23 protein-coding genes are annotated in these 20,563 nt (G+C 61.0%); 7 read left to right on the top strand and 16 right to left on the bottom strand.

Going from position 1 to position 20,563, the window contains the following annotated elements; translation table 11 throughout:
• Positions 1 to 10 precede the first annotated feature (10 nt).
• Positions 11 to 1,225: a UPF0149 family protein gene (locus tag AB5Y95_RS03590; protein WP_244364373.1), complete on the bottom strand. Its 1,215-nt coding sequence runs from the start codon at positions 1,223 to 1,225 to the stop codon at positions 11 to 13.
• Between AB5Y95_RS03590 and AB5Y95_RS03585 the strand changes: the two genes are divergently transcribed.
• Complete coding sequence (locus AB5Y95_RS03585; protein WP_017764390.1) at positions 1,216 to 2,313, top strand: S1 RNA-binding domain-containing protein; 1,098 nt, start codon at positions 1,216 to 1,218, stop codon at positions 2,311 to 2,313. The genes AB5Y95_RS03590 and AB5Y95_RS03585 overlap by 10 nt on opposite strands.
• Complete coding sequence (locus AB5Y95_RS03580) at positions 2,314 to 2,625, top strand: DUF1289 domain-containing protein (RefSeq protein ID WP_019840418.1); 312 nt, start codon at positions 2,314 to 2,316, stop codon at positions 2,623 to 2,625.
• Between the two features lie 43 nt (positions 2,626 to 2,668).
• On the opposite strand, the gene AB5Y95_RS03575 is transcribed toward AB5Y95_RS03580, so the two are convergent.
• Positions 2,669 to 2,992, bottom strand: a complete 324-nt coding sequence (locus AB5Y95_RS03575) for an HI1450 family dsDNA-mimic protein (protein WP_005301259.1) — start codon at positions 2,990 to 2,992, stop codon at positions 2,669 to 2,671.
• 145 nt (positions 2,993 to 3,137) lie between these two features.
• On the opposite strand from AB5Y95_RS03575, the gene AB5Y95_RS03570 reads away from it, so the two are divergent.
• Positions 3,138 to 3,272 carry a hypothetical protein gene (locus tag AB5Y95_RS03570; protein ID WP_017764392.1) on the top strand — a complete coding sequence of 45 codons (135 nt, stop codon included), beginning with the start codon at positions 3,138 to 3,140 and terminating at the stop codon, positions 3,270 to 3,272.
• A 23-nt stretch (positions 3,273 to 3,295) separates the two neighbouring features.
• On the opposite strand, the gene mtgA is transcribed toward AB5Y95_RS03570, so the two are convergent.
• The 5 genes from mtgA to minC form a co-directional block, all read right to left on the bottom strand.
• Positions 3,296 to 4,003 (bottom strand): monofunctional biosynthetic peptidoglycan transglycosylase, encoded by a 708-nt coding sequence (mtgA, locus tag AB5Y95_RS03565; RefSeq protein ID WP_017784788.1) that lies wholly within the window; start codon positions 4,001 to 4,003, stop codon positions 3,296 to 3,298.
• 53 nt (positions 4,004 to 4,056) lie between these two features.
• Positions 4,057 to 4,383: an HI1450 family dsDNA-mimic protein gene (locus tag AB5Y95_RS03560; RefSeq protein WP_005301255.1), complete on the bottom strand. Its 327-nt coding sequence runs from the start codon at positions 4,381 to 4,383 to the stop codon at positions 4,057 to 4,059.
• A 198-nt stretch (positions 4,384 to 4,581) separates the two neighbouring features.
• Positions 4,582 to 4,848 (bottom strand): cell division topological specificity factor MinE, encoded by a 267-nt coding sequence (gene minE, locus AB5Y95_RS03555; protein ID WP_005301252.1) that lies wholly within the window; start codon positions 4,846 to 4,848, stop codon positions 4,582 to 4,584.
• A gap of 2 nt (positions 4,849 to 4,850) precedes the next feature.
• A complete protein-coding gene (gene minD, locus AB5Y95_RS03550) occupies positions 4,851 to 5,663 on the bottom strand; it encodes a septum site-determining protein MinD (protein WP_005301248.1) in 813 nt (270 codons plus the stop codon).
• 18 nt (positions 5,664 to 5,681) lie between these two features.
• Positions 5,682 to 6,392 (bottom strand): septum site-determining protein MinC, encoded by a 711-nt coding sequence (minC, locus tag AB5Y95_RS03545; protein ID WP_042051711.1) that lies wholly within the window; start codon positions 6,390 to 6,392, stop codon positions 5,682 to 5,684.
• Between the two features lie 107 nt (positions 6,393 to 6,499).
• Between minC and AB5Y95_RS03540 the strand changes: the two genes are divergently transcribed.
• Together AB5Y95_RS03540 and AB5Y95_RS03535 are read left to right on the top strand one after the other, a co-directional pair.
• Positions 6,500 to 6,781 carry a YcgL domain-containing protein gene (locus tag AB5Y95_RS03540; RefSeq protein WP_017764394.1) on the top strand — a complete coding sequence of 94 codons (282 nt, stop codon included), beginning with the start codon at positions 6,500 to 6,502 and terminating at the stop codon, positions 6,779 to 6,781.
• Positions 6,778 to 7,737 carry a lytic transglycosylase domain-containing protein gene (locus AB5Y95_RS03535; protein WP_368159523.1) on the top strand — a complete coding sequence of 320 codons (960 nt, stop codon included), beginning with the start codon at positions 6,778 to 6,780 and terminating at the stop codon, positions 7,735 to 7,737. Before AB5Y95_RS03540 ends, AB5Y95_RS03535 begins: the two co-directional genes overlap by 4 nt.
• Positions 7,738 to 7,900: 163 nt before the next feature.
• Here the strand turns inward: AB5Y95_RS03535 and AB5Y95_RS03530 are convergent, their stop codons facing one another.
• The 3 genes from AB5Y95_RS03530 to AB5Y95_RS03520 form a co-directional block, all read right to left on the bottom strand.
• Complete coding sequence (locus tag AB5Y95_RS03530) at positions 7,901 to 9,271, bottom strand: L-serine ammonia-lyase (RefSeq protein ID WP_005301233.1); 1,371 nt, start codon at positions 9,269 to 9,271, stop codon at positions 7,901 to 7,903.
• 276 nt (positions 9,272 to 9,547) lie between these two features.
• Positions 9,548 to 10,930 (bottom strand): L-serine ammonia-lyase, encoded by a 1,383-nt coding sequence (locus AB5Y95_RS03525; RefSeq protein ID WP_005301231.1) that lies wholly within the window; start codon positions 10,928 to 10,930, stop codon positions 9,548 to 9,550.
• A 204-nt stretch (positions 10,931 to 11,134) separates the two neighbouring features.
• Entirely contained in the window at positions 11,135 to 11,419 is a 285-nt protein-coding gene (locus AB5Y95_RS03520; protein WP_010633884.1) for a pyrimidine/purine nucleoside phosphorylase, read from the bottom strand.
• 269 nt (positions 11,420 to 11,688) lie between these two features.
• On the opposite strand from AB5Y95_RS03520, the gene AB5Y95_RS03515 reads away from it, so the two are divergent.
• A complete protein-coding gene (locus tag AB5Y95_RS03515) occupies positions 11,689 to 12,927 on the top strand; it encodes a dicarboxylate/amino acid:cation symporter (RefSeq protein ID WP_005301229.1) in 1,239 nt (412 codons plus the stop codon).
• Between the two features lie 56 nt (positions 12,928 to 12,983).
• On the opposite strand, the gene AB5Y95_RS03510 is transcribed toward AB5Y95_RS03515, so the two are convergent.
• Positions 12,984 to 13,379, bottom strand: coding sequence for a MerR family DNA-binding transcriptional regulator (locus AB5Y95_RS03510; RefSeq protein ID WP_005301228.1), 396 nt, complete (start codon positions 13,377 to 13,379; stop codon positions 12,984 to 12,986).
• Between the two features lie 121 nt (positions 13,380 to 13,500).
• On the opposite strand from AB5Y95_RS03510, the gene AB5Y95_RS03505 reads away from it, so the two are divergent.
• The gene (locus tag AB5Y95_RS03505) at positions 13,501 to 14,664 is read left to right on the top strand and encodes an acetyl-CoA C-acyltransferase (protein WP_368159522.1); all 1,164 of its coding nucleotides are present in this window, start codon (positions 13,501 to 13,503) and stop codon (positions 14,662 to 14,664) included.
• Here AB5Y95_RS03505 and AB5Y95_RS03500 read toward each other — a convergent pair.
• From AB5Y95_RS03500 to AB5Y95_RS03480, 5 genes are all read right to left on the bottom strand, one after another.
• Positions 14,661 to 15,884 carry an EAL and HDOD domain-containing protein gene (locus AB5Y95_RS03500; protein ID WP_005301226.1) on the bottom strand — a complete coding sequence of 408 codons (1,224 nt, stop codon included), beginning with the start codon at positions 15,882 to 15,884 and terminating at the stop codon, positions 14,661 to 14,663. The genes AB5Y95_RS03505 and AB5Y95_RS03500 overlap by 4 nt on opposite strands.
• Positions 15,885 to 16,012: 128 nt before the next feature.
• Positions 16,013 to 17,269, bottom strand: a complete 1,257-nt coding sequence (locus tag AB5Y95_RS03495; protein WP_368159521.1) for an OmpP1/FadL family transporter — start codon at positions 17,267 to 17,269, stop codon at positions 16,013 to 16,015.
• Between the two features lie 253 nt (positions 17,270 to 17,522).
• On the bottom strand, positions 17,523 to 18,821 hold the full coding sequence (locus tag AB5Y95_RS03490) for an outer membrane protein transport protein (protein ID WP_017786984.1): 1,299 nt from the start codon (positions 18,819 to 18,821) through the stop codon (positions 17,523 to 17,525).
• A 410-nt stretch (positions 18,822 to 19,231) separates the two neighbouring features.
• On the bottom strand, positions 19,232 to 19,975 hold the full coding sequence (locus tag AB5Y95_RS03485) for a DUF3379 domain-containing protein (protein WP_368159520.1): 744 nt from the start codon (positions 19,973 to 19,975) through the stop codon (positions 19,232 to 19,234).
• Positions 19,968 to 20,558: a sigma-70 family RNA polymerase sigma factor gene (locus tag AB5Y95_RS03480; protein ID WP_005301215.1), complete on the bottom strand. Its 591-nt coding sequence runs from the start codon at positions 20,556 to 20,558 to the stop codon at positions 19,968 to 19,970. Before AB5Y95_RS03480 ends, AB5Y95_RS03485 begins: the two co-directional genes overlap by 8 nt.
• Between the last annotated feature and the right edge of the window lie 5 nt (positions 20,559 to 20,563).

The following is a 20,563-nucleotide window of genomic DNA, read 5'->3' as shown; positions in this document are numbered from 1 at the left end:
TGTCGCCGGCTCAGCCTTTGCGCAGCCAGAGCAGGGCGTTGTGCTTGAGCCAGGCCTCGCGGCTTTGCAGGGTGTAGAGCGCCGCTTCGTCACGGCTGCCAGCCTGCCAGCTGTGGGGCTCCTGTTTGGGCAGCTTGCGCTGGCCCAGCAGACAGGCCGGTACATGGGCGTTGGCCTTGATGGCGGCGGCCAGCAGCGGCTGCGCGGCCTCGGCGCCAGCGCAGACGAACGTCATCAGCGCCTTGTTGTAGAGCAGCCAGCTGGAGGCCTCATCAAAGCGCACCAGCAGAGCCTGCAGGGCCGACCAGTCCCCTTGCAGGGTATAGAGGCTGGAGAGGGGATAACGGCAACCCAGCTCGTCGGCCACGCACAGCTCGAGCAGGGCCAGATACTCGCTGCGCGCCTGTTCCAGCTGGCCGAGACGCAACAGGCAGTCGGCCCGCCCGGCGCGGGCGGCCAGCAGCGGGCGCGCTTCGTGGGCACTCCAGCCATGGCCGGCAATCTGCTGCCAGAAGGCGGCGTCGAACAGCGGCTCGGCGTCGGCGATCACCTTGTCAAACCAGCCGAGGCGGCTGTGCGGATCGCGGCTGGCATCGGCCAGTTCGAACCACTGCTGCCACTGCTCGGCCTGCTCGCTGTCCAGCGCCTGCTCCGTGCTCGGCACGGCCTGATACTCATCTAATTGCAGCAGCTGGTTGAGGGCGGTCTTCATGTTCTGGCGCTGACGCTTGCAGAACTCCATGAAGGGGAGGTCACTGCCAGCGGCCGCGTGCAGCATCTGCGCCATCGGCTTGTCGCGAAACAGGCTCAGCTCGGCGGCCAGGCTGAAACGGTACTGGGTGGTCGGATCGTTCAGATCCCTGGGCTTGGGCCAGGTGGCAAAGCCCTGGCTGAAGCCGTAGCACCATTGACCGAGGGGGTGGCTCTGCTCGAACACCTGCTCCGGGCTCTCGGTGGAGAGGCGGCACTGGCTCGGCAGGGCGAGCTGGGCCTCATCGGCCTGGGCTTCCAGCTCGGCGATCAGGTGGCGCAGCGCCTCGGCGCTTTTTTCATCCAGCTCGGCGTCATGGGGCAACAGACCGGCCAGCGGGGCCTGCCAGTCAGGGGCATCCGGCCCGACCAGGCGGGCACACAAAAAGCCGTGCAGCGCCGGGTAGGTCATGTCCTGCCCACTGTGGGTCTGGACCCATTGATTGAGATGACGGGTACGAGTGGATGGATTCATCGACAGTTCCTCTGGATTTTGACAGCGGCGAAGTCTACCCAAAAGTGGGGTTATTTGCAGCAAAAGGGCGGCTGACTGGCGATTATATGGACACGCCCCGGCCAAAAGGCCCTGAAAATCACCCGCGAACAGGGCAAGGGACTAGGCCCTGTTACCGCTCTTGGGGTAACATGCGCGCCCATACAGGCAATGAAAAATTGGCCATCCGGACAATGAAAGAAGAGAACACCATGCTACAGATTGGCAAGATGAACACCCTTACCGTAGTCGAGCTCGAAGATCGGGGCGCCTGGCTGGCGGCTGGCGAAGAGTACGGCGAGCTGCTGCTGCCCAAGCGTCAACTGCCGGAAGGGGTGGCGGAAGGGGACGGCGTCAAGGTCTTCCTCTATCTGGATGCCGACTGCGAGCCTGTGATCACCACCGACAAGCCGTTTGCCATGGTGGACGACATCGTCGGCCTCAAGGTGGTCAATGCCAACAAGATTGGTGCCTTCCTCGACTGGGGCATGAAGAAGGATCTGTTCGTACCAAGCCGTGAGCAGAACAAGCCGATGCAGGTGGGCCATGTCTATCTGGTGCGGCTGATGCTCGATCACGAGGGGCGCATGGTGGGCACCAGCCGCCTCGAGCGGTTCCTGCGCACCGACAAACCTCCCTTCAAGGCCGGTGACGAAGTGACTGCCCTGCCTGGCGAGCGCACGCCGCTCGGCATCAAGGCCATCGTCAATGGCGAGTACTCCGGCATGCTGTTCAAGAACGAGGTGTTCGGCCGGGTGACCACGGGCCGTCCGCTGACCGCCTGGGTCAAGCAGGTGCGTGATGACGGCAAGCTGGATCTGACCCTGCAAAAGCCGGGCGTGGCGCGGCTGGACGATGCCGGCGAGCAGATCCTGGCCCGCCTCAAGAAGCAGGGCGGCAGCCTGGCGGTGGGTGACAAGAGCGAACCCGAGCTCATCTACAAGCTGCTCGGCATGAGCAAGGGCACCTTCAAGAAGGCCATCGGCGGCCTCTACAAGCAGGGCAAGCTGGTCATCGATGACTACAGCATCACATTGACGGGCGACGATCAGCGCGAAGGCGGCGAATAAGTGCCGAGCCCCTGCGTCGGTGCGTGCCGGGCGAAAGACGGTCTCTGCCTTGGCTGTGGCCGTACCCTGACCGAGATTGGTCGCTGGTCCGCCATGGAGAGCGAGGCCCAGCTGGCGGTGATGGCGCAGCTGGATGGTACCACCAGCACCCATCACTGCCCCGGCTGCGGTGAACCGGCCTTTTGCGCCGTGTCGGCCGGAGCGACCATCGACCAGTGCTGGTGCAGCCAGCTGCCGGCCCTGCCCATGGGGGAGGCCGATGCCTGCTGGTGCCGGCGCTGTCTGGCGAAGGCCATCGCGGCCCGGCCTTGAGCAATGATCACCGCAAAAGAAAAAGGCGCCGAGGGCGCCTTTTTCATGCCTGTTGCTGACGGTGCCAGCGCACGTGGACATCGTGCTCATTGCTATGACGGGGCAGCAGGAAGGTGGCAAAGATCACCTCAAACTCCTCCTGATGGTCCAGCAGACCCACCCACACTTCGACCCAGCGCTCCATGTCCACCGGCACACCGAGTTCGGTTGACCAGTCGGCATTGGGCAGGGTCGCCTCGACGGCGCCACGCTGTTCGAACTCCAGGGTGATGTCGACGATTTGTTCGGGGGCCAGCATGTCTGCGGCCTGCTCAAGAAACTGATCATAGGCCCATTCGACCAGCTGATCCGGGGTACGCTGTTCCATGAAATCACTCCAGATACATCGAGGTTCGCTACTGTAACAATTATTGGCGGTGGCGGCCAGACCAGTGGGAAGGGTGCGCCAGCGCCGGGCAGGGCAGGCCGGAGTTGGGTATGGTTGAAGAGGGGCAGGGCAAGGGAGAACGGGCATGAAACGGCGGACGAGACGGCAGCAGATCAAGCGGCGGCGGGAGACCTGGTGGTGGCACTACCTGCCGCTGCATCGGGGCACGGTGGGCGGGCACCTGGGACCCTCCACCGACGAGGCCGGGCTCGCACCGTGAACAAACCCGACACCCATCAGGCATCAGTCTGCCTGATGCACCTTGTTGAGGGTCACCTGCCCCAGCTGGCCCATCTGACGGCGGATCCAGGCCGAGCGCTGCTGAACGTAGGGCGAGGGGGGCTTGACCCGGTAGCGCCAGGGGTTGGGCAGGGCTGCCGCCAGCAGTGACGCCTCGTAGCGGGTGAGACGTATCGCCGGCTTGCCAAAGTAGTGTCTGGCAGCGGCCTCGGCGCCGTAGATGCCGGGCCCGAACTCCACGATATTCAGGTACACCTCGAGGATGCGGGACTTGTCCCAGCCCAGCTCCATCAGCAGGGTGAACCAGGCCTCGATCCCCTTGCGCAGGAAGCTGCGATCGCTCCACATGAAGAGGTTCTTGGCGGTCTGCTGGCTGAGGGTGCTGGCGCCGCGCACCCGCTCACTGTGCTGATTGTGCTTGAGCGCCGAGCTGATGGCATCCATGTCGAAGCCGTTGTGCTCGGCAAAGCGCTGATCTTCGGCGGCGATCACCGCCAGCTGCAGCTCGCGGGAGATCTGCTCGAGCGGCACCCAGTCGTGCTTCACCTCGGCCACCTTGGCAGGGGGAAACAGCGCCCGCTCGATGCGCCAGGTCCACATGGGCGGATCGATGAAACGCAGCAGCGCCACCGAGACGATGGTGCTGAGCAGCGCCGCCAGCAGCAGCTTGCCGAGCCAGTTCAGCAGGCGCCGTGCCGGATTGGGCCGCACGGGCTCTGGCTCCGACTCCCAGACGTAGTGACTCGGATCATCGGGATCCGGAATTATTGGGGCAGCCATTCGATGTGGCAGAACTTCTCGTCAACACGGCGGGAGAGCAGCATGCGGGCGAACAGGTGCTCGTACTCTTCCTGCTCGTTGCCAAGGCCGATCCAGATCTCGGCGTACTCGGCGTCGCTGACCTCGAAGCCAACGTCCGCTTCCCAGTCATCGGCCGGATCGGTTTCCGCCAGCAGGCCGCGGTCGTTGAACTCCTGATTGAAGCGGGCGATCTCCTGCTCCGGCAGGTTGTCGGAGGCCAGCTCCATGAAGAGTTCGAGGGCGGTGTCGAGCAGTTCCTCGACGCTGTGCATTTCGTCATTCAAAGACATAAGCGGTCTGTTCCAGCTGATAAATAAAGAAAAACACCGACGGCCCGGCCGCACGGTGGCGCGCCGTATTCTAGCCGTCCCCCACGGGCTTGGCGAGTGCAGCAGCGCCCTTGACCCGGTTGCGGCAATAAAAAACCGGATCCTGGCAGCAGGATCCGGTCTTCATTGGGGGAAAGGGTCACGCATAGGGCGTCAGGCTCATCCCTTCTTGTCGTCGGCGAAGGTGATGTTGAGCTCGAGTACCGACAGCTCATCACTCTTCTTGTCGAGCTGGACCGTGATCTTGTCAGGGTCTATCTCCACATATTTGCGGATCACGTCGAGGATATCCTGCTTGAGCTGGGGCAGGTAATCCGGCCCCCCTCTGGATGAACGCTCGTGAGCCACGATGATCTGCAACCGCTCTTTGGCCAGTTGTGCGGTGCTCTGTTTCTTGTTGGAACGAAAATAATCCAATAATGACATGCTTAACTCCCGAACAGTCGGCTAAAGAAGCCCTTCTTCTCTTCTTCCAGAAAACGAAAATCCTTGGTGTCACCCAACAGGCGGGCAACGGCGTCCTCATAGGCCTGACCGGCATCGGACTCCTTGTCCAGGATGACAGGCTCGCCGGAGTTGGAGGCGCGCAGCACCGCCTGGGACTCCGGGATAACCCCGAGCAGTTTGATGGCCAGGATCTCCTGTACGTCCTGTACGCTCAGCATGTCGCCGCGGTTGACGCGGGTCGGGCAGTAGCGGGTCAGCAGCAGGTGCTCCTTGATGGGGTCTTCGCCACGCTCGGCGCGACGGGACTTGGAGGCCAGGATGCCGAGGATGCGATCCGAGTCACGCACGGAGGAGACTTCCGGGTTGGTGGTGACAATAGCTTCATCGGCGAAGTAGAGCGCCATCAGGGCGCCCGCCTCGATCCCCGCCGGGGAGTCGCAGACGATGTAGTCGAACTGCATCTCGCTCAGCTGGTCCAGGATCTTCTCGACCCCTTCGCGGGTGAGGGCATCCTTGTCCCGGGTCTGGGAGGCGGGCAGGATGAACAGGTTCTCGCAGCGCTTGTCCTTGATGAGGGCCTGGTTGAGGTTGGCCTCGCCATTGATGACGTTGACGAAGTCATACACCACGCGCCGCTCGCAGCCCATGATGAGGTCCAGGTTTCGCAGGCCAATGTCAAAATCGATGACCACTGTCTTGTGGCCACGCTGGGCTAAACCGGTACTCAGGGCCGCGCTGGTTGTGGTCTTGCCAACGCCACCTTTACCCGATGTAACGACTATGATTCGCGCCATTCTCGCTTCCTTGTAACTCTATTTGATACGGTCTATACGGAGTTGTTCGTTATCCAGCCGGACATGAACCGGCTGCTGGATGAGGCCGGCCGGCAATGCATCGCTGAGCTGGAAGGTGCCAGCGATGGAGAGCAGCTCGGCCTGCAGTTGCTGGCAATAAATCCGTGCCTGGGAGTTGCCCTTGGCGCCGGCAATGGCCCTGCCGCGCAGAGTGCCATAAATATGAATACTGTCGTCGGCGATGACTTCGGCGCCCGGGCTGACCGAGCCCAGCACCACCAGCGAGGTGCCGGCGGCATAGAGCTGCTGGCCGGAGCGAACCGGGCCCACATGCACCTTGCTCGCTATCACCGGTGCCGGCACGGGTTTCGCTTCTACGATGGGGGCCGGCGCCGGTTCTGGCTGGGGTTCGGCCTTGCGGCTCTTGCCGGAGGCCATCACCGCCAGCCCTGCCGCCTTGGCGGCCGTCTTCATCGCCTCGTTCTGGGCCCCCGTGATCCCGACCAGCACGAAGTCTTCCGATTCCACCAGCTCCTTGAGCTGTTCGAAGTCGGGGATCTCGGTGAGCCGTTCCACATTGATGACGAGGGGGGCACAATTAAAGAACTGGGGCGCCTGGGCCACTTTGGCCGCCAGCAACTGGCGGATCCGCTCAGGCTTGCCATCGCTGATATGCAACACAGAAATAGTGAAGGTGGTCCCTTTCAATTCGTTATCGCGCTCAACCATGAATCTTCCCCGAGACAGAGACGGTAATCCGTTATTGTTATTCAATTCCTGATGTTATAGTTTGCCATCCTCAGAGGCAATAAACCGGTTGGATTATATCAATTTCCATGTTGTGTGCAGTCTATAAAAGTCGCAAAAAAGCCGAGACCTATCTTTTTGTTGAAAGAAGAGAGGACTTTTCCCGCGTACCCGAGGTGCTGATGAGTACATTCGGCCGTCCCGAACTGGTATTGATGACCAAACTGGACCCAGCCAAGCCCTTGGGGATCGCCTCCACCAGCCGGGTGATGGAGGCGCTGCAGAGTCAGGGCTTCTATCTGCAGATGCCCCCGCCGCCGGAAAACCTGCTGGAGCAGCACAAGGCTCAATTGAAGGCCGAACGTAAATGAAGAGGCGGCTGGCACTGCTGCTGATGGGGGGATTGTCGAGCCACCCGCTGCAGGCCAGCCCCGATTTTGACCATTATGTGACGGGCCTCAAACAGGAGGCCCTGGCCGCCGGGATCCAGCCCGCGACCATTGCTGCCGCCTTCGCCGATATTCATCTGATCGAGGTCGCCATTCGGCACGATAAAAATCAGCCGGAATTTAAACAGACCCTCGCCACTTATATTTCCAACGCAGTGCCGCAGTGGAAAGTCAATCAAGCCAAACGCCTATATCGTCAGTATTTGCCGCTGCTCACAAAAATAGGGGCGGAATATGATGTGCAACCCCGCTTTATTGTCGCCCTGTGGGGCATTGAAACCAATTTCGGCAAATTGACCGGCAAATATCCGCTGGTCTCGTCGCTGGCGCCCCTGGCCTGGGAGGGGCGCCGTGAGGCCTTCTTCAAGGGGCAGCTGTTCGATACCCTGCGCATGCTGGAAGAGGAGCCGATCACCCCGGCCGAGCTCAAGGGCTCCTGGGCCGGCGCCATGGGACAGGTGCAGTTCATGCCCTCTTCCTACCGTCAATACGCGGTCGACCAGGACGGTGACGGCAAGAAGGATCTGTGGGGGACGCCGGCGGATGTGTTTGGTTCGGCAGCCAATTATCTGCGCCAGAACGGCTGGCACGGGGATGAAACCTGGGGGCGCCGGGTGAGGGTGCCCGCCGGTCTGGATCCTGCGCTGGTCGGGCTTGAAGATACCCGAACGCTGTCGGCCTGGCAGGCCCTCGGGGTACGCAAAGCGGATGGCGGCGCCTTGCCCGCGGTGAAGATGCAGGCCTCGCTGGTGCAGCCCGACGGGGCAGGGGGCGCTGCCTATCTCGCCTATCCCAATTATCGGGTGCTGCGCGACTGGAATCGCTCCCACTATTTCGTGGTGGCGGTAGGGACCCTGGCCGATCGCCTGGTGGAATAAAGCCGAGGCGCTCTGGCGAGCCATCGCGGCCGGGCAGCAGGATGGTCCCGGAAATTAGCGAGCCAGCCCCAGGGAAATGGCGCCATGAAGAAGGTGATGAGCGGGAAATAATGGGCAATAAAAAAGGCGGGAATTCCCGCCTTTTGCATTTGCCGTTATCTGCTTAGTCGCAGGCAACCTGCATCACCTTGATGGCCAGGCCACCGCGGGAGGTTTCACGGTACTTGGAGTCCATGTCCTTGCCGGTGATGTACATGGTCTCGATCACCTTGTCCAGGGAGACGCGCGGCTTGGAGGTGCGACGCAGCGCCATGCGGGAGGCGTTGACCGCCTTCATGGCGGCGATGGCGTTTCGCTCGATGCAGGGCACCTGCACCTGACCGGCGACCGGGTCACAGGTCAGACCCAGGTTGTGCTCCATGCCGATCTCGGCAGCTTCACAGACGTGCTCGGGGCTGCCGCCCATCAGCTCGGTCAGGCCGGCGGCGGCCATGGAGCAGGAGACACCCACCTCACCCTGGCAGCCCACTTCGGCGCCGGAGATGGAGGCGTTCATCTTGTAGAGCATGCCGACGGCAGCCGCAGCCAGATAGAAGCGGGTGTAGTCGTCACGGCCAACCGGCTGGATGAACTTGTCGTAGTAGGCTAGCACGGCCGGGATGATGCCGGCGGCGCCGTTGGTCGGCGCGGTGACCACACGGCCACCGGCCGCGTTCTCTTCACTCACCGCCAGGGCAAACATGTTGACCCAGTCGACGATGTTCATCGGATCGTTGGAGAGGTTCTCGTTGGTGGTCAGCTGGCGATAGAGCGGCGCAGCACGACGCGGTACGCGCAGCGGGCCGGAGAGAACGCCCTCGGTGCGGCAGCCGCGCTCGATCCCTTCACGCATGGTGGTCCAGATCTTGCCGAGCTTCTTGTAGATCTCTTCCGGGGTGTTGAAGCACTTCTCGTTCTCCATCATCAGGGCGGAGATGGAGAGGCCGGTCTGGCTGCAGTGGGCGATGAGCTCGGCCGCGCTCTTGAACGGGTAGCTGACGGACATGTCGCCGCTGTCGCCCTTGCCGAAGTTCTCTTCGTCAACGATGAAACCACCGCCGATGGAGTAGTAGGTCTTGCTGTAGACGGCTTCATCTTCGATGAAGGCGGTCAGTTTCATGCCGTTTTCGTGCAGCGGCAGGGCTTCGTCATGGAACACCATGGCGTCGCGCGGGAAGCTGACGGTATGGCAGTGCAGGCCGATGGGCAGACGACCGGTCTGTTCGACGCGGGAGATGAACTCGGGGATGCCGTCGATATCGACATTTTCCGGCAGGTTGCCCGCCAGACCCATGATGATAGCGGTATCGGTGTGGTGACCTTTACCGGTCCAGGAGAGTGAGCCGTAGACATCGACCTGGATCCGGGTGATGTCACGGATCTTGCCGCCTGCACGCAGTTCATCCACGAACTGTTTGGCTGCCTTCATCGGGCCGACAGTGTGGGAAGAGGAGGGGCCAACACCGATTTTGAAGATATCAAAAACGCTGATCATGTAACAATTACCTCAGGATAGAAGGGGGCGCCATGCCCACTCGCAGAAACGGGGTGATCCATGGGACGAGGGCGTCGTCGCCGAGGTCAATGAACCAGATAACCACAGTGTAACGGCTCAAAGCCCAAAAAAAGTTGAAATAGATCTATTTTTGTTGAATCAGAGCGGCGAGTATAAAATTTATTTTGATGCTTATCCATTTTGTTAAGCGTTTGCCCATAAAAATACCCGACAATGCCGGGTATTTAGGAACCAAATGGAGCAAATTACCGATTTTTAACACTCAGTAATGTTAACCGCCAGGCCACCGCGGGCCGTTTCCTTGTATTTGGTCTTCATGTCGTTGCCGGTTTCCCACATGGTTTTGATCACCTTGTCCAGCGACACCTTGTGCTCGCCGGTGCCGCGCAGGGCAAGGCGGGCGGCGTTGATCGCCTTGACCGCCCCCATGGCATTGCGCTCGATGCAGGGCACCTGCACCTGGCCGCCCACCGGATCGCAGGTGAGCCCCAGGTTGTGCTCCATGCCTATTTCGGCGGCGTTTTCGACAATCGCCGGGCTGCCGCCCAGGATCTCGGTCAGTGCCCCCGCCGCCATGGAGCAGGCCACCCCCACTTCCCCCTGGCAGCCCACTTCCGCACCCGAGAGGGAGGCGTTCTTCTTGTAGAGGATGCCGATGGCGGCGGCGGTGAGGAAGTAGCTCAGCAGCAGTTCGTCATCCACCTTGCGCACGAAGCGATCGTAATAGTGCAGCACGGCGGGAATGATGCCGGCGGCACCGTTGGTGGGGGCGGTCACCACCCGGCCGCCGGCGGCATTCTCCTCGTTGACGGCCAGCGCGAACAGATCCACCCACTCCATCACCATCAGCGGATCCTTGTTGAAATTGGTCTCGCAGCTGAGCTGGCGATAGAGGGCCGGCGCCCGCCGTTTCACCTTGAGCCCGCCGGGCAGCACCCCCTCGCTGCGACAGCCACGCTCGACGCAGCCCTGCATCGCCTGCCAGATCTTGCGCAGGCCCGCCTTGATCTCGGCCTCCGTGCGAAACACCTTCTCGTTGGCCAACATCAGGCCTGAGATGGAGAGGCCGCTCTCCTGGCAGTGGGCCAGCAGCTGGGCGCCGCTCTCGAACGGGTAGGGAACGGGGTGGGCCGCATCGAAGCGGGCGGCCTCCTCCTTGGCGTTGGCGAAGTGGCTCTCCTCGATGATGAAGCCGCCACCGATGGAGTAGTAGGTCTGCTCGAACAGCAGCTGTTCACCGGCGAAGGCGCGCAGGGTCATGCCGTTGGAGTGGGCGGGCAGGGTCTTGCGCCGGTTGAAGATGATGGCGCCGCTGCGGGCGAACTGGCTGGGCTGCTCCCCCGCCAGCCGCAGCGACTGGCTGCGCTCCACCTCGGCCAGGAAGGCGGGAATGGCCTCGATGTCCACCGACTCGGGTTCAAAACCGGCCAGCCCCAGGATGATGGCCTTGCCGGTGCCATGGCCCTTGCCGGTCTGGCCGAGGGAGCCGTAGCACTCCACTTCTACCCGTTCGGTCCGGGGCAGCAGCCCCTGTTGCTTGAGTGCGATGACAAAGGCGTAAGAGGCGCGCATCGGCCCCACGGTATGAGAAGAAGAGGGACCGATCCCGATGGAAAACAGGTCGAAGACACTGATCATGACACCACTCCGATTATGGGTTTCGTCTAAATATTGTAAATTTTTTGTAGTCGATGGAAAGCGGGAAAACCGAGGGGTGTGATGGCGGCACGCAAATGGGGGTGGTTACGGCGAAGGGCAGCCGAGACGGGGAAGAGTACCAGATGAAAAAGAGCGGACTCGGGTCCGCTCTCTTATCCACTTGGGCTGCAGCTTGTCTGCCGCTTAGTCGAGGAACTCGCACAGATAGGCGGTGGGGGTCTTCACTTCCAGCTTGAAGGAGGAGTGACCGGCCACGTCGAAGGATTGGCCTTGCTCATAGGTGTGCCACTCATCTTCATCGGCCAGCTGGATGGTAAGGGCACCCTTGACCACCGTCATCCGCTCGGGGGCGGCGGTATTGAACTGGTAGTGCCCCGCTTCCATCACGCCGACGGTTGCTTTGTCCCCTTTTTGCTCGAAACCGATGGATTTTACATTTCCGTCAAAATATTCGTTAACTTTCAGCATGTTTTCATCCCTGTATGCACGTTTGCCAAGCCAAAATAGCACAATGTTTTGTCAGTTGTCATGATGAAAGCGGGAAAAATCGACGTGTTCCTTTTGAATCTTAACTTTATTGCAAACTTATCAATAAGTCTCGTTAACGATTTGGCGATTTCAAACAGCCAATAAATATGAGATAAAGCGCGCGCTCAGGAGAATGGACAGCTGTTCTTCCCCTGTTTGGTTGATTGCACTGGGAAAGTGTAAATAATTGCTACATAAAGGAACATTCTGTGTTAACAAAAGGACTCATTAAGAACGTTGGCTTCCAGGTCGTGGTCGCCATGGTGCTGGGGGCACTGGTGGGGGCGTTCATGGGTGAACAAGCCACCGTGTTCGCACCGCTCGGTACGCTCTTTATCCAGCTCATCAAGATGCTGGTGATCCCGCTGGTGGCGGTGGCCATCCTGTCGGGGGCAGCCAATCTGGGGGCCAGCCCGGCGGCAGGCAAGATTGGCGTCACCACGCTGGCCTTCTTCCTCGGCACCTCGGCGCTGGCGGTGCTGCTGGCACTGGTGATGGGGCAGATCTTCAAACCCGGGATCGGGGTCGAGTTCGGCTCCATGGCCTCCATGTTCTCCGGTGACTATTCCGACAAGGGCGCTCTGCCCGATGCGGTCGCCACCCTGCTCGGGATGATCCCGACCAACGTCTTCCAGTCGCTCAACGAAGCCAACATCCTGCAGATCCTGGTGTTCTGCATGTTCCTCGGCATCGCGCTGGCCAAGCAGCCCCGCGAGCGGGCCAAGCCGCTGGTCGATGGTTTGAACACCCTGGTGGATGCCTTCGTCTGGATGATCAACAAGGTGATGCTGATTGCGCCGCTCGGCGTGTTTGGCCTGATGGCCGACGCCATCGGCACCTACGGCTTCGACGTGCTGACCCTGGTGATCAAGCTGTTCGTGGTCTATCTGGCCGCCATCCTGATCTTCGGCTTCGTGGTCTATCCGCTGCTGGTCATGATCTTCTCCAACACCCCGGTGCGCAAGTACCTGTCGGCCATGAAGAAGCCGCAGATCGTCGCCTTCTCCACCGCCTCTTCCATGGCGACCCTGCCGGTCAACATGGAGACCTGCGAGAAAGAGCTGAAGGTGAGCAACGCCACGGCCTCCTTCGTGCTGCCGCTGGGTGCCACCATCAACATGAGCGGTAACGCCATCTATTACGGTCTGGTCGCCATCTTCTTCGCCCAGGTCTATCAGATCGATCTCTCCATGGGTGCTTGGGCTGCCATCATTGTGACCGCCACCCTGGGGGCCATCGGTCAGGCCGGCGTACCTGGCCCGAGCTTCCTGGTGGTCGCCGTGCTGCTGGCTGCCGGGATCCCCATCGAGGGACTGCCGCTGTTGTTTGCGCTGGATCGTCTGTTCGACATGATCCGTACCGCCCTCAACATCACCGGTGATGCGGCCTGCGCCGTCATCGTCGACCGCTACAGCCCGGATTACGATCCGGACCGCTGGAACAAATAATCCAGTTGCAATGAAAAGGGGCCCGTGGGCCCCTTTTTTATGCTTGTCTGTTTGCCTCAGCCAAGCTGCTCCAGCGCCTGCTGGCAGCGCTGCTCGGCGGCGTCCAGCTCCAGCAGCACCATCTTGATGTCTTCCAGCTGCTGCTGCAGGGTATCCCGCTTGTCGGCCACCAGTCCCAGCATGGTCTGCAGCTGGGTACGGCTGCTCTTGTCCGCATCGTAGAGATCGAACAGATCGCGGATGTCCGCCAGGCTGAACCCCAGTCGCTTGCCGCGCAGGGTGAGCTTGAGCCGCACTCTGTCCTGACGGCTGTAGATCCGGGTCTGCCCCTGACGAGCAGGATTCAAAAGTCCCTGATCTTCATAAAAACGAATACTTCGGGTCGTAACATCAAATTCACGGGCCAGTTCGCTGATGCTGTAGGTCCGTTTGTCATCCTTGGTTCGGTTCATGGCGCTATCTTGACTGTCAATCCTGGCTGGCACCTTACCCAAACGTCAACTGCCCCGCAAGTCTTGTTCCCGCGACGGCGGCGGCATATGTTAGCTCAATGTAACAAGGAGAGTGCAATTGATGGATATCGTGATTGTTGCGGCCAAACGTACCCCCATGGGGGCCTTTCAAGGGGCCCTGGCCAACCTGAGCGCACCCGAACTGGGTGCCTGTGCCATCGCCGCAGCCATGGCGCAGGCCGGGCTCAAGGGGGAGCAGATCGATGAGGCTTATCTTGGCAACGTGCTGAGTGCCGGGGTCGGCCAGGCGCCCGCCCGTCAGGCGGTGTTGAAGGCGGGCCTGCCGGACAGCATCCCCTGCACCACGGTCAACAAGGTGTGTGGTTCCGGCATGAAGGCGGTGATGTTGGCGGCCGATGGGTTGCGACTCGGTGACACGAACGTGGTGATCGCCGGCGGGATGGAGAGCATGAGCCGTGCCCCTTATCTGCTCGACAAGGCGCGCAGCGGTTTTCGGATGGGGCACCAGAGCGTGCTCGATCACATGTTCCTCGACGGGCTGCAGGATGCCTACGAAGGTCAGCTGATGGGCCATTATGCCCAGTTGAGCGCCGATCGCGCCGGGCTGACCCGCTCCGACATGGATGCCTTTGCCATCACCTCGCTGGAGCGGGCACTGGCGGCCCAGCGCAGCGGCGCCTTTGCGGCGGAGCTGGCGCCGGTGAAGGCCGGAGAGACTCTGCTGTTGGCCGAGGATGAGCAGCCTGGCAAGGCACGCCCCGAGAAGATCCCCCAGCTCAAGCCGGCTTTCAGCAAGACGGGCACCATCACGGCGGCCAATGCCAGCTCCATCTCGGACGGGGCGGCGGCGCTGATCCTGATGCGGGCCGACACCGCCGCGCAGCTCGGCGTGCCCGTGCTGGCACGACTGGTGGGTTATCAGAGCCACGCGGCCTTGCCTGCTGAGTTCACCAGCGCGCCCATCGGGGCCATCGAGGGCTTGTTGGCCAAGGTGGGCTGGCAGGTGGACGAAGTGGATCTGTTCGAGGTCAACGAGGCATTCGCCATGGTGAGCATGCTGGCCATGGCGGGCTGCAAGCTGCCCCATGACAAGGTGAACGTGAACGGCGGCGCCTGTGCCCTCGGTCATCCGCTGGGAGCAAGTGGTGCCCGGATCCTGGTGACCCTGATCCACGCCTTGCGCGAACGTTGCCTCAAGCGCGGGATCGCCAGTCTGTGCATCGGGGGCGGGGAGGCGACCGCAGTCGCCATCGAGCTGGGTTAATCTGTCTCCGCCATCGCCTGGAGTTGCTGGTTGACCCAGGCGGTGGCGGTCAGATATAGCTGGCTGACCTTCTCTTCATTGAGCCCGAGCCGGGCCGTTCTGGCGGTGATCCGCTGCCAGTTCGCATTCTCGTAATCTTCGCAAAACGACAGGTAGAACCCCAGGTTGCCCTTGCGCTCGAGCAGGGCGACCCGGATCTCCTCGATCAGCGGAATGGTGCCGAGCAGCTTGTCCATCGGCTGCTCCATCAAGACGTCGAGCAGGGAGAAGAGGCCGGTGATGAAGGCCTGCTGAGCCTCCTGGGTCGGCGCATGGGTATGGGCCAGCAGCTCGCAGAAACGGGCCCGGATCATCGACATCTGATAGAGCTCGGCGCTCTTGCCCTGGCCGGCGCTGGTGGCGGCCACCAGGGTCACGAAGCGCTTGAGCTGGGTGTGGCCGAGATAGACCGCCGCCTGGCGAAAGGAGGATATGGGGTTGGCGTGGCTCTTGAGGTGGTTGACGTAACGCAGCAGCTTGAGTGACAGGGAGATGTCCTGACTCAGCAACTGCTCGATGCGGTTGAGATCCGGCTCGGCCTGGTTGACCACGTTGAGCAACTGCATCACCACCACCTGGGCCGGCTCCATGGTGGCCTGCTTGACCATTTCGGGGCGGCTGAAGAAGAAGCCCTGGAACAGGTCGATGCCGAGCCGTTTGGCCCGTTCGAACTCCGCCTTGTCTTCGACCTTCTCGGCCAGATAGGTGAGTTTGAGCTGTTGATGCTGCTGGATGAACACCTTGATCCGCAACAGGGAGGTGGTGCGCAAATCGAACTTGATGATGTGGATGTAGGGGAGAAAGCGCTCCCAGTCCGGCGACAGGGTGAAGTCATCGAGTGCCAGCTGATAGCCCAGCTCGTGCAACTGCTTCACCTTGGCCAGCAGGGCGTCGTCAGGCGTTGCGTCTTCCAGGATCTCGATCACCACCTTCTCCGGCGGCAGGCATTCGGCCAGTCCTTCCAGCAGCAGGGAGTGGGGGAAGTTGATGAAGCAGGGGCGACCGCCGAGCAGCTGATCGATGTTCTGTTGCAGGAACTGTTCGGCTACCAGCCTGGCCGTGGCCTGCTGGGAGGAGATGGGAGGAAACACGTTATCCAGACTGTCGCGAAAGAGCAGCTCATAGGCGTGGGTCTTCAACTCCCGATCCAGGATGGGCTGCCTTGCTACGTAGGAATACATGCATCTCTCCAGCGGGTGTACTGGATTGATTTTATTGTGAAGCAGAGCACTATGCCAGCGCGTGAAGGCCAGAAACGGTCAATAACTGGCATAGTGCTTGAATAGACGGGCTCAGGAGGCCCGCCGGATCAGAACAGGTAGTTGAGCTGCAGGCCGGCCAACCAGGCGTCCCCTTCCGAGGTGCCCTGGAAGGTGGAGGTGGTCTGCGGGATGCCGGGTTTGAGCTGCATGGTTTCGCTCACGTCCACCTTCTTGCCGTCGATCAGGGTGACCCCCAGATCCAGCGAGAGGTTGCGATCGAACTGATAACCCACCCCGGCGCTGTACCAGACCCGATCCGAGTCGGGGATGGAGATGGTGCGGCGATCTGCCGGCACCGGGCTGCGGTCGTAGGCAAGGCCCGAGCGCAGTGTCCATTGCTGCGCCAGCTGGTAGGTCAGACCCAGCGCATAGCGCCAGCTGTCATTCCAGTGCTCGTCCTTGATGTGCATGACGCCGTGGTGGTCGAGCTCGGACTCCAGCTGCACGAACTTGCTCCAGTTGGTCCAGTTGATACTCGAGTGCAGTGCCAGCGCCGGCGTCAGCTGATGGAACAGGGCCAGCTCGGCGGTGGCGGGCAGCGGCAGATCCAGGCTGCCGGTATCGGTGAAGGGCTGACCGTTCTGATCGATGCCGATGGCGTCGCCCGAGAGCTTCAGGGTCACGTCATGACGGTAGGAGAGGCCGATGCGGGTCGCGTCCGACAGCTCCAGCAGGGTGCCCAGGTTCCAGCCCATGGCCCATCCATCCCCTTTCAGATGCTTGGCGATCTGGTTGTTGGAGGGGAAGGTGCCACCCACTTCCCCTTCGCCCTGAATGGCGGAGAGGCCGGCCCCGACGGACCAGACGCGGTTGACGCGATAGGCCAGCGAAGCGCCCAGATCCACGGTCTTGATGTCGGAGACGTTGCCGAAGTGGCCGGCATTGTAGTTGTCCGGCATCTTGACGCCGAGCCCGTAATAGGAGGTGGCGGCCAGCCCCAGGCGCCACTGATCGTTGAGCGGCACTATCAGGTAGGTGTTGGGCACCCAGGCATCATCGGCGATGTCGTGGGCCGCCGCATCCAGGTCGACCGGCCCTCTGGCGGTCGGCACCCGGGTGGTGCCCTCGATGTTGACATCGGGGTGCACATAGATGAAGCCACCGGAGAAGGCCATGGTATCGAAACGGGTCATGGCGGCGGCATTGCGAGAGAGCACGCTGGCATTGTCGGCGATGGCGGCTTCGCCCGCGAAGGCGCGGCCCATGCCGGTGGCGGATTGCTCGGCCAGCTGGAAACCTGCCGCCTGGGCCTGGCTCGACAGCACCAGCAGGGCGATGAGAGACGGCTTCATGATGGAGTACATTGCATTGTCCTTGAAAGTGAACCTTGGGTTCGAACGTTTTTCTGATTGGATGCAGGATTTTATATGGTACGACCAGTAAGGCAACTGGCGCGGAGGCAGGCGGTTCAAAACGGGATTAAATGCTGGAGGGTGTGCTGCTAATAGCTTGATAAAAAAAGAAAAGCGTACAGTTGTTTACTACAGATGTACGCTGAAACAGGCATTGAGCATAAAAAAAGAGCGCCCGCAGGCGCTCTGGTCAATTCGCTGATGATCAGAATTTCATGTTGAACTGAGCGGAAGCGAGGAAGGCGTTGCCGTGGGAGGTGCCTTTCCAGCGCAGGGCTTCGTTGCTTTCAACCAGCTTCTCGTTGACGTCCACTTTCTTGCCATCCAGATAGGCCATGCCGAAATCGACGCTCATGTCCTTGTCGATGTGGTAGGTGGCACCGGCGCTATACCATACGCGGTCGGAATCCGGGATGCTCAGGCTGCGGTATTCCGGCTCGATCGGGGTGTTGTCGTAGGCAAAGCCGATACGCGCTTCCCAGGACGGGTTGACGTACCAGGTACCACCCAGGGAGTAGCGGGTGGAGTCCTTGAACTTCTCCGGCTTGTAGAGGCAGACACCGGCACCGTCGGTGCTGTTGCACTGACCGCTGGTGGCCTTGAGCTCCTGGAAGGCGCTCCAGTCGGTCCAGTTGACGGAGTAGTGCACCGCAAACTGCTGGTTCAGACGGTGGTAACCGGCGAACTCGGCCTGGGCCGGCAGATCCAGCGGCAGTTCGCCACCGACGGTCTTGAAGCCGGAGGAGGTACCCTGGTAGTCACCCTTGAACTTCAGATCCACCTGGGAGCGGTAGGTCAGGGCGAAGCGGTTGTTTTCGTTGACTTCGAACATGGTGCCCACGTTCCAGCCGTAACCCCAGTCGTCACCCTTCAGGTGGCTGACGATGGTGTCCCTGCCGATACCCGGTACATCTTTGAGCGGTGGAACGGCGGCCAGCACACCGGCACGGCGGTTCAGTTCAGCCTTGGCATAGACCAGGTTCACACCGGCACCGAAAGTGAAGTGCTGGTTGACGCGGTAGGCGATGTTCGGGTTGATGTTGAAGGTCAGCAGTTCGGTGTTGCCGGCAATGGAGCCACCGTTGAAGTTCTCGGTATACTCGGTTGACAGACCGTAGTTGGAGAACAGGCCGATACCCCAGGCCCACTGATCGTTCAGCGGCTGGATGAAGTAGGTGGCGGGCACGAAGGCGCTCGGTGCGATGCCGCTCTCACTCGCGCTTCCTTTATTTACTGTACCCGCATAGATGTCACCATTTACATCCACGTCCGGCTTGATGTAGGTGCCGGATACGGAGAACGCCATCTTGTCAAACTGGGTCATGGCTGCCGGGTTGCGGGACAACACGGAGGCGTTGTCTGCCACGGCGGCTTCCCCGGCGTACGCACGGCCCAGACCGGAGGCTGAGTGTTCGTTCAGCTGAAACGCGGCGGCGAAGGTTTGGGTACTGGCCAGAGTGACGGCGGCAGCGATCAGGCTCTTTTTGAAAAAGGCAGTTGTCATAGTGTTCTCTCTTGTAGGCAGATTTTCTGTCAGCATCGGGGCTTTTTTGCCTCCGTATGTGACAAGATCTGTTGTTATTTCAGCTTCTTCCCATTCAATTCTGGCGTGATTCTATGGATCTGGTAGGAGGTAAGAAATCAGACCAGTGACAGCAGAATACATAAAAGTTTCTGGAGTGTTAATCATTTGTTTGAATGTGCCGCATAAATAGTCTCTTTTACCATTTATTGGATAAAAAACACGCACATAGGGCGATCTGCATCACAAAAATATTTTTCGGCACTTGCCGTGAATGAGCCGGAAATGGCGGCAAATCGTGGGGGATAAGGGCGGAAACGGGCAGCCAAGTTGTCTGGTCTGCCCGTTGGGTTGACCCGAGGTCGTTCGGGTCAGGATTGCGTTAACACCTGTTAAATCGACCAGTGCAGCCGGGATTCCAGCTGCTGCGCCACCGGTGCCAGCGGCTCCTCCATGTCACCGATCAGTACCATGTTGGCCCCCTTGAGTTGCAGGATCTCCCCCTTGAGCTGACCATCCTCGAAGGTGGGCTGCAGGGTGAGCGGCACATGCTTGGGCACCAGGAACAGGGTGACCGGGCCCATCTTGCCCTGCAGCACCATGTGCAGCGCCGGCCCCTGATAGAAGGAGCAGTGGTTGACATAGGTGATCTTCAGCCCCTGCATGCCCATCAGGGTGGCGCCATATTTCTCCATCTTGGCGTTGATGGTGCGCAAGCTCACCTGCTCGTCCACATCCTTGATGAAGGGCTCCTCGCCATAGACGTGGGCCATGGCGACCTGGGCCAGCGAGAGCTCGTTCGGGGTGGCCTGCGGCCAGCTCAGCCAGCGGGTGCTCATGCCGAGCAGGAAGGCGACCGAGGCGGCCATCGCCAGCGCACGCCAGTTGCTATGCGGGCGCACCGGCAGGGGCACCACCTGCTCCTGATCTGCTTCCAGTGCCTGCCTGAGCAGGATGCGCTCGGCCAGGCCGGCCGGCACCTCGACCTCCATCGCCCGCTGCAGGCTGCGATCGAGCTGCTTCATCTCTTCCAGATGCTTGCGGTTGGCGGGGGAGCGCTGAGCCTGCTCGAGAAATGCGGGATCCTGCTCATGTGGATGGGCTATGGCCCGACGGCGAAATTCCAGCTCATCCATTGGTGTGTCCTCTCTGTTGGGTCGTTGACTCCATGGCCTCTTTGATCTGATTGCGGGCCCGAAACAGTCGGGTCATGACGGTGTTCTTGTTCAGCCCCAGTTGCGCCGCGATCTCGTCGCCGCTAAAGCCTCCCAGCACCTGCAGCAGCAGGGGCTCCTGGTATTCTGCCGGCAGGCGGGCGATGTGGCGTCTGAGCCACTCGTTCTCCATCTCCTGCTCGCTGTGCAGCGCCTCCTGATCGCTCTGGGGGTGCTCGTCGAGATCGACGAGATCGAACTGCTTGCGCTCGAAGCGCCGGGCGTTCTCCCGCCGCAGTATGGTGATGAGCCAGGCCTTGGCGGCCTTGTCATCCACCAGGGTGTCTATCCCCTTCCAGGCGCGCAGGAAGGTCTCCTGCACCAGGTCTTCCGCCACTTGCGGATCCCGGCACAGCCAGTAGGCGTAGCGGTAGATGTCCCCGTGCAGGGCATGCACCAGGGCTTCGTATTTGGTTTGTTTGTCGGCCATACCTCCATAGACCGGGGAGGTCGTGGGATCCTTTCCGACCGTGGCGCCTTTTTTTCTGAAAAATCCTAAAGCCATCGCTG

This window comes from Aeromonas sp. R5-3 (genome assembly GCF_040908225.1).
Classification (GTDB): domain Bacteria; phylum Pseudomonadota; class Gammaproteobacteria; order Enterobacterales; family Aeromonadaceae; genus Aeromonas; species Aeromonas dhakensis.
This window is presented reverse-complemented; position numbering and strand designations above follow the sequence as displayed.

Coding starts and splice junctions, on each gene's coding strand:
- AB5Y95_RS03490 (WP_017786984.1), bottom strand. CDS start 18,821: ATGACAACTGCCTTTTTCAAAAAGAGCCTGATCGCTGCCGCCGTCACT.
- AB5Y95_RS03480 (WP_005301215.1), bottom strand. CDS start 20,558: ATGGCTTTAGGATTTTTCAGAAAAAAAGGCGCCACGGTCGGAAAGGAT.
- AB5Y95_RS03560 (WP_005301255.1), bottom strand. CDS start 4,383: ATGTCTTTGAATGACGAAATGCACAGCGTCGAGGAACTGCTCGACACC.
- AB5Y95_RS03575 (WP_005301259.1), bottom strand. CDS start 2,992: ATGGAACAGCGTACCCCGGATCAGCTGGTCGAATGGGCCTATGATCAG.
- AB5Y95_RS03585 (WP_017764390.1), top strand. CDS start 1,216: ATGGATTCATCGACAGTTCCTCTGGATTTTGACAGCGGCGAAGTCTAC.
- AB5Y95_RS03535 (WP_368159523.1), top strand. CDS start 6,778: ATGAAGAGGCGGCTGGCACTGCTGCTGATGGGGGGATTGTCGAGCCAC.
- minD (WP_005301248.1), bottom strand. CDS start 5,663: ATGGCGCGAATCATAGTCGTTACATCGGGTAAAGGTGGCGTTGGCAAG.
- AB5Y95_RS03590 (WP_244364373.1), bottom strand. CDS start 1,225: ATGAATCCATCCACTCGTACCCGTCATCTCAATCAATGGGTCCAGACC.
- minE (WP_005301252.1), bottom strand. CDS start 4,848: ATGTCATTATTGGATTATTTTCGTTCCAACAAGAAACAGAGCACCGCA.
- AB5Y95_RS03530 (WP_005301233.1), bottom strand. CDS start 9,271: ATGATCAGCGTTTTTGATATCTTCAAAATCGGTGTTGGCCCCTCCTCT.
- AB5Y95_RS03540 (WP_017764394.1), top strand. CDS start 6,500: ATGTTGTGTGCAGTCTATAAAAGTCGCAAAAAAGCCGAGACCTATCTT.
- AB5Y95_RS03520 (WP_010633884.1), bottom strand. CDS start 11,419: ATGCTGAAAGTTAACGAATATTTTGACGGAAATGTAAAATCCATCGGT.
- AB5Y95_RS03505 (WP_368159522.1), top strand. CDS start 13,501: ATGGATATCGTGATTGTTGCGGCCAAACGTACCCCCATGGGGGCCTTT.
- AB5Y95_RS03525 (WP_005301231.1), bottom strand. CDS start 10,930: ATGATCAGTGTCTTCGACCTGTTTTCCATCGGGATCGGTCCCTCTTCT.
- AB5Y95_RS03570 (WP_017764392.1), top strand. CDS start 3,138: ATGAAACGGCGGACGAGACGGCAGCAGATCAAGCGGCGGCGGGAGACC.
- AB5Y95_RS03495 (WP_368159521.1), bottom strand. CDS start 17,269: ATGTACTCCATCATGAAGCCGTCTCTCATCGCCCTGCTGGTGCTGTCG.
- minC (WP_042051711.1), bottom strand. CDS start 6,392: ATGGTTGAGCGCGATAACGAATTGAAAGGGACCACCTTCACTATTTCT.
- AB5Y95_RS03485 (WP_368159520.1), bottom strand. CDS start 19,975: ATGGATGAGCTGGAATTTCGCCGTCGGGCCATAGCCCATCCACATGAG.
- AB5Y95_RS03500 (WP_005301226.1), bottom strand. CDS start 15,884: ATGTATTCCTACGTAGCAAGGCAGCCCATCCTGGATCGGGAGTTGAAG.
- AB5Y95_RS03510 (WP_005301228.1), bottom strand. CDS start 13,379: ATGAACCGAACCAAGGATGACAAACGGACCTACAGCATCAGCGAACTG.